Genomic DNA, 6,276 nt, shown 5'->3' on the forward strand with positions numbered 1-6,276 from the left:
CGGTGAACATGGATTGCGGGTTGCTCGGGTCTACGCGTTCAAGCAGTTTGTCCAGTGTGGCTTTGTCGATCGTCATACGTATCCTTTCCAGGGATAAATTTTACCGTATGACTTCTTTCACACAAAATTTCTGACAGGCTCAGCAGGCGGCGAATCCTGGTCGGCCAACCAAGCTCTCGATTCTCTAAGTAGATTTTCAATTTCAGATTTCATAGCTGGCTTGACACATTGAACGACCGGTTTTGGCCGAAAGCGGTCTGTTGTATTCTTCGATTGTACCGTACAGGTACACGCATACGACGCGATGCCATCAAAACATTTTTTGTGTCTCACAAGGCTTGAAACGGCGACTTCGAGACATCTGGGTTTGCTTGTCTTAGACCCAAACGAAACGAGCTCCGTTCGTTCTTGTGCTTGCAGTTAGCGCGAGCACGCCACCACCGGATACGAGTAGGTGCAGTCAAATGCAAGCTCATTTACAGATAGCGTGAGCACAACCCTACGATCATTTGCACTAATCTGAGCCGCAACGAAGTCGAATGGAGTACGCCCGTTTCAAACGGGAGCCGTTACAGCCATTGGCGACCTCTTGTTTTATACAAGTGCAGTAGGATAATCAAGAGTAGAAAACACTGTTCGAATATGCTGTAGCGTGCTATCACTTTTTTGTGCCCAATTGAATTTGAAATCAGACTTTCAAATTCTTCGCCATCGGCCAGAAGTCGTTCTGGATTGTCTGTTGAACTTTACACGGCTCTGATGATGTCGGATGGCTCAACTTTGCAGCGTTCGCACCAAATCACGAACTGCAACACGTCAAGATAACGCTCGCCGCTCTCCACCTTGGACACGAAGCTTTGACCCTTGCCAAGCAGCGCGGCAAGCTCAACTTGCGTAAGGCACGCGTGCCGACGCGCTTCAATAAGAAGTCGTCGCAGAGATTCGTAACGAGGGTCATATAGCATTTTTTGATGCTATATGCCCATTCGGAATATTCCATTGTGGCATAATCCGCCTCTAGGGAAATTTTCCTATGCGGCATCACGCACAAATTTACGCTTGGAATTTTGCAAAGTCGGTGCATTTGATGCCATTTACAACTTACTTAATCAACTTCAATGAAGAAAAAAATTGCATGCGCAATGACCATAGCCACTTTTTCCCTAGCGGCGTGTGGTAGCAAACAGGATGCAAATGAAGGGAATTTTTTGGCGGCTCTACAGCGCGACAATTATTTGTCTTTCGATGCTTGTTTGGGCGGCGACAATGGCCCTGTCTCGAATTGGTTATCTATGCCCAAGGAAGCTCATGCGAAGGAGTTAGATGCCTTAGCAAATGCCGGATTGATAACGTCAACTTCGCCACCAATGCTTACCGATTTGGGTAAGACTTTCACCAAGCAAGTAACAGATTATCGAATTCAAGCGCAGTTGATAGCATATGCGCCATATTTTGATGCGCAGGATCAGCTGCGGGGTGACATTTTGCAGCGTGCGCAAAACAACGCTTCGCATGGCACGACACAGGAGCAGATTTCGAATGGGATGATGCAATTGACGGTGATATTAGCTGCTTCACAGTTAAAGAGCGATATTGCATTAGGTAAAAAAAACTTGAAGGCTGATGATCTGTGCTACGCCAAAGTGGTTCCCGGTAAAATTGTAAAGTGGAAAGGTCCGATGCAGCGTGGACAGCATCAAGTTGTAGATGTAACGTTTACGCGAAAGCTCGACGGTCCATTAGAATGGATCGACGGCCCTGCCAAATGGGCGACAAACGACGCCATCAAAGCTGCTTTCGCGAGCCAGCTTTCGAGCAACATTGAGCTAGCGCAAAAAGAAGCGGTTCAGACCCTAAAATTGACGAGCCGAGGTTGGGAGATCCTATCTGAAAGATAGCTCACATTATGCGTCAGTAGGCCCGGCGTCCTATGGAGGTGGTTACTCACTATGTAAGGAAAGCCGGGCTCGTTGCGCAAGCGTATCATCTAAGGCTGGCGAAATCGCCAGTTTCAAACGCCATTGCTATCCGATTCCCGGAGGCAATATCGTGGACGATCAACACGACGGAGGTCCTTCGTGCCAAACTCCTTGCGCACTTCAGACGCTACTCGCCAAGAGTCATCATAAGGTAGGGAGACTAAAACTTTCTTCCAAACCTCGGAAGGCTCCTCATCGGTGATGTCACGTAGCATTTTGGCTGGTGACGATGGTCGACCTCTGAAAATCAGCTCTCCGTGAGTGACCGCAGCGGAATAACGGCTACGTCCCTTCCTGACCCTCAACATCGTGCCATTGGGTAGAAACAAATTTAGCCAACGGTAACCGATGTTTGGAGGCCCGAAGTAAGCCTCCGTGATTAAACGTTCTACCTCATCTAATGTTTTTAGCACTGGATCAAACCAGCCTGAACCACCCATTCTGTTACGCTCCATACCATACTCCTTCCGTCCAAGAGTAGAGGTGAGATGCATGACTGCGACATCGCAACTACGGTGACTAAAAAAATGACACCGATGGAGGTATTCTAAACTCGAAAGCATAGAAGAAATCTATTCCGTTTCGGAATATTTTTCTTGGTCGAAGATTTGCAACATTTGCGGATTTTGCTGCAAAGTTGAGGACAGATAGCACTGTGTATATCCGAGATATGGAGATTCCGGATACCTCCCGGACACGACACCGGAATAAAAAAGGCTGGATTTCTCCAGCCTCCTCTAAGTCTTTGATTCTATTGGTCGGGACGGAGTGATTCGAACACTCGACCCCTTGCACCCCATGCAAGTACGCTACCAGGCTGCGCTACGCCCCGACTGAACCAGAATTATAGCAGAAGACTTTAAGTATTTGCCATGATTGCTGTTCCCGTGCCCAGATTTCGGCCGGCGGCTTTGCCGGCCGTCAGCGCGGCGTGACCGGTATAAATCATATAAACGATTTATACCGATATATCGAAACGTGGCGCAAGCCGCGCGCCCCTGGCTTACTTCGGCGCGCCGCGCGTGCCGACCACTTCCACCGTCACGCGGCGGTTCTTGGCGCGGCCTTCGGCGCTCTGGTTGTCGGCCACCGGCTCGGATTCGCCCTTGCCTTCGGTGTAGATGCGCGCCGCGTCGACGCCCTTGCCGACCAGGTAGGCCTTGACCGCTTCCGCGCGGCGCACCGACAAATCCTTGTTGTAGGCGGCGCTGCCGACGGAGTCGGTGTGGCCGACCGTGACCATCACTTCCGTGTTCATGCCCTGCAGGTGGACCAGCAAATCGTCCAGCGCGGCCTTGCCATCCGGCTTGACGACGGAGCGGTCGAAGTCGAACAGCGCTTCCGCCGCGAAGCTGACTTTTTCCGACACCGCCACCGGCGCCGCCACGGGCACCGGCTCGGTGTGGGCGGGCGCGGCCGTCACCGGCGCCGCTACGGCCGGCGCCACATAGGCCACCGGCGCCGACGCGGCCGGGCGGCCGAACTTGTACACCAGGTTGAGCGAATAGAGGTCGATGTCGCCGCGGTTGCCGACGGCGTCGTTGACGCGGTAGCGCTCGACCTCGCCGCGCACGGCCAGCGCCTGCGTCAGCTTGTATTCGAGGCCGAGGCCGACCTTGCCGTTGAGCTTGCGCTCGCTCTGGTTCGGGCTGGTCACGGCGAACAGGCGGTCGCCGCTGAAGGAGGTGTCGGCCTTGGCGTAGTTCACGCCGACGCGGCCGTAGGCGCTGAAGCGGTCCGTGATCGGCAGCTCGCCCAGCAGGTCGGCGTTGAAGCCGCGCAGCTTGATGTTGCCGTTCAGCGTGCCGGCCGGCGTGGACGTCGCGTTGAAGCCGAACTGGCCTAGGTCGAAGTAGCCGGCCTCGAGCGCGAAGTTGCGCGTCAGCTGCTTGCCGACGAAGATTTTATAGGCCGTGTCGCGCTCGTGCGGCTGCAGGTTGACGCTGGTGGCGCCGCCGGCGATCAGGGCCGTCGTCAAGCGCTCCTGGTCGATGCTGGCCTTGGAGCGGCCGACGCCGCCGCCCAGGTACCACGCCGAGTCGGTCCAGTCGCTATTGCTCCAGTCTTCATCGGCCTGGGCCGACTGGCTGAGGAGGAGGGCGCTGGCCAGCACGGTCAGCGCGCCGATGTGTTTTGTCAAAGTCATGTGGTTCTCCAGAGGCGCCGGCCGGGCCGGCGCGCGGTGTCAGTAAAGGCGGGGGCGATCAGGGGATCGAGATCGGATTGTTTTTCAGCGTCACGGCCGTGCCGCTGAGCACGCGGCCGTTTTGCAGCGTGGCGCTGTCGCCCATCGTGATGGCGCCGGTCTGGCCCAGGATGCTGCCCTGGAACACGCTGTTGGCGCCCAGCGTGGTGGCGGCCACCGGCACCCAGTAGACGCCGCCGGCCGTGGCGCCGCCGGTGAAGGCGACGATGGAGTTGGCGGTGGTGTTGAGCGTCGACGCGGTGCGGAACACGTACAGGCCGGGGCCGTTCATGGTGAAGGTGCCGGTGACGCTGATGGCGCCGGCGTAGCAGTACACGCCGGGGCCGAAGGTGCGTCCGCCGAGGTCGATGCCGGCGGCCGAGTTGACGGTGCACGTCATCTGGTTGGCCTTGCTGATCGCCACTTGCAGGTCGGCCAGCGCGGTAGTCAGGATGGCGCCGGATTTATAGTCGGTGTAGCCGGCCGCCAGCACCGGATCGACGGTCTGCGACGGCGAGCCGACGTTGCCGGTGACCAGCGTGCTGCCGCCGGAATTGTTGGTGATCGCGGTGCCGGCCAGCACGCCGAAATTGGTCGCGCCGCCCAGGTCGATGGTGGTGCCGGAGCCGGGACCGACGACGACGACCGGGTTGACCGTCAGCGTGGCGCTGGCCGACTTGCCGCCGCTGCTGGCGGTGATGGTGGCGCTGCCGGCCGCGACCGCGGTGGACAGGCCGCCCGGCACGATGGTGCCGACGGCGGTGGAGCTGGAGGTCCAGGCCACGCTGGCGCTCAGGTTGGCGCTGCTGCCGTCGGTATAGCTGCCGGTGGCGATGAATTGCTGGGTGGCGCCGATGGCGATGGTGGCGTTGGCCGGCGTGACGGTCAGCGCCGACAAGGTGGCCGCCGGGACGGTGACGGTGGTGCTGGCGCTGAGGCCGCCGAAGCTGGCGCTGACGATAGCGGAACCGCTGGCGGCGGCGACGCTCAAGCCGCTGGCGGCGCCGACGCCGACGCTGGCCGGGGTGGCCGAGCTGTAGGCGCTGGCGTGGCTGACGTCGACCGTGCTGCCGTCGCTATAGGTGGCGGTGACGGTCAGCTGCTGGCTGGCGCCGATCAACAGCGTCGGATTGGCCGGCGCGATGGACAGCGCGGTCAGCGTGGCGGCGGTGACGGTGAGCGTGCTGCTGGCGCTGAGCGTGCCGATCGAGGCGGTCATCACGGCCGTGCCGGCGCTCACGCCACGGGCCAGGCCGGTGGTGCCGATGGTGGCGACGGCCGGCGTGGCCGAGGCGTAGGCGGCCAGCGCGCTGACGTCGCGCGAGCTGCCGTCCGAATAGCGGCCGGTGACGATGAATTGCTGGTTCGCGCCGAGGGCGATGGCCGGCGCGGCCGGGGCCAGCGCGATAGCCACCAGCACGGCCGGGTTGACCGTCAGCGTGGCGCTGCCCGATTTGCCGCCGAAGCTGGCGGCCAGCACGCTGGTGCCGGCGGCGACGCCGGTGGCCAGGCCGCTGGAGCCGTTGATGGTGGCGACGGCGGGGCTGGCCGAGGTCCAGGCCGAGCCCGTCGTCACGTCATGCGACGAGCCGTCGGCGTAGTTGGCGGTGGCCGTCAGTTGCAGCGTGCCGCCGGTCGGGATTGCGGCGATGGCCGGGGTCACGGCGACACTGACGAGCGCCGCCGCCGGCAAGCCCAGGATGGGGTCGCGGCCCTGATCGCCGCCGCCGCACGCGGCCAACAGGCCGAGAAGGACGAGTCCCGCCGAGCAGAGCAGGGCTCCGCTGTATCGCTTAAGCACATTCATGGTGTTCCTTGGTGGTGATGTTTCTGCCGCGGCCCATGCCGCTGGCGGCTACCCCCATCGGACGCGCGGCAACGGTAACCGCCGGCGCTGTCAAAAAGTAGCGATGTGTAGGTTGTACGGACTTATTGCCGCCAGTTATGTGCGCTGTCCGACATATCGATGGGAAATGTTTTTTATGCACACTCGGGGTTGAGCGTGAGCGTGAGCCGGCGTCGGCGTCGGCGGCGGTCCGGCGGGCGGGCTGCGGCGGGTCGTACAAGGAAGGGAACTGTGGTGTCGCGCGGCCGGCGTCGGCTTGGCCGCGC

Annotated in this window: 4 protein-coding genes and 1 tRNA gene; 1 reads left to right on the top strand and 4 read right to left on the bottom strand. The window is 59.8% G+C overall.

All coding sequences use genetic code 11. The features are described 5' to 3' along the window. Positions 1-746: 746 nt before the first annotated feature. Positions 747-965, bottom strand: coding sequence for a helix-turn-helix transcriptional regulator (locus Q0S71_RS07450; protein WP_295993621.1), 219 nt, complete (start codon positions 963-965; stop codon positions 747-749). A gap of 153 nt (positions 966-1,118) precedes the next feature. Here Q0S71_RS07450 and Q0S71_RS07455 point away from each other — a divergent pair, with 153 nt between their 5' ends. After that, complete coding sequence (locus Q0S71_RS07455) at positions 1,119-1,898, top strand: hypothetical protein (RefSeq protein WP_295993624.1); 780 nt, start codon at positions 1,119-1,121, stop codon at positions 1,896-1,898. Between the two features lie 836 nt (positions 1,899-2,734). Here the strand turns inward: Q0S71_RS07455 and Q0S71_RS07460 are convergent. From Q0S71_RS07460 to Q0S71_RS07470, 3 genes are all read right to left on the bottom strand, one after another. Next, positions 2,735-2,811, bottom strand: a tRNA-Pro gene (locus Q0S71_RS07460). 171 nt (positions 2,812-2,982) lie between these two features. After that, positions 2,983-4,125 carry an OmpA family protein gene (locus tag Q0S71_RS07465; protein ID WP_295993626.1) on the bottom strand — a complete coding sequence of 381 codons (1,143 nt, stop codon included), beginning with the start codon at positions 4,123-4,125 and terminating at the stop codon, positions 2,983-2,985. A gap of 58 nt (positions 4,126-4,183) precedes the next feature. Next, entirely contained in the window at positions 4,184-5,971 is a 1,788-nt protein-coding gene (locus Q0S71_RS07470) for an ice-binding family protein (protein ID WP_295993629.1), read from the bottom strand. Between the last annotated feature and the right edge of the window lie 305 nt (positions 5,972-6,276).

Origin of the sequence: Rugamonas sp. (assembly GCF_025354735.1) — a bacterium.
Lineage (GTDB): Bacteria > Pseudomonadota > Gammaproteobacteria > Burkholderiales > Burkholderiaceae_D > Rugamonas.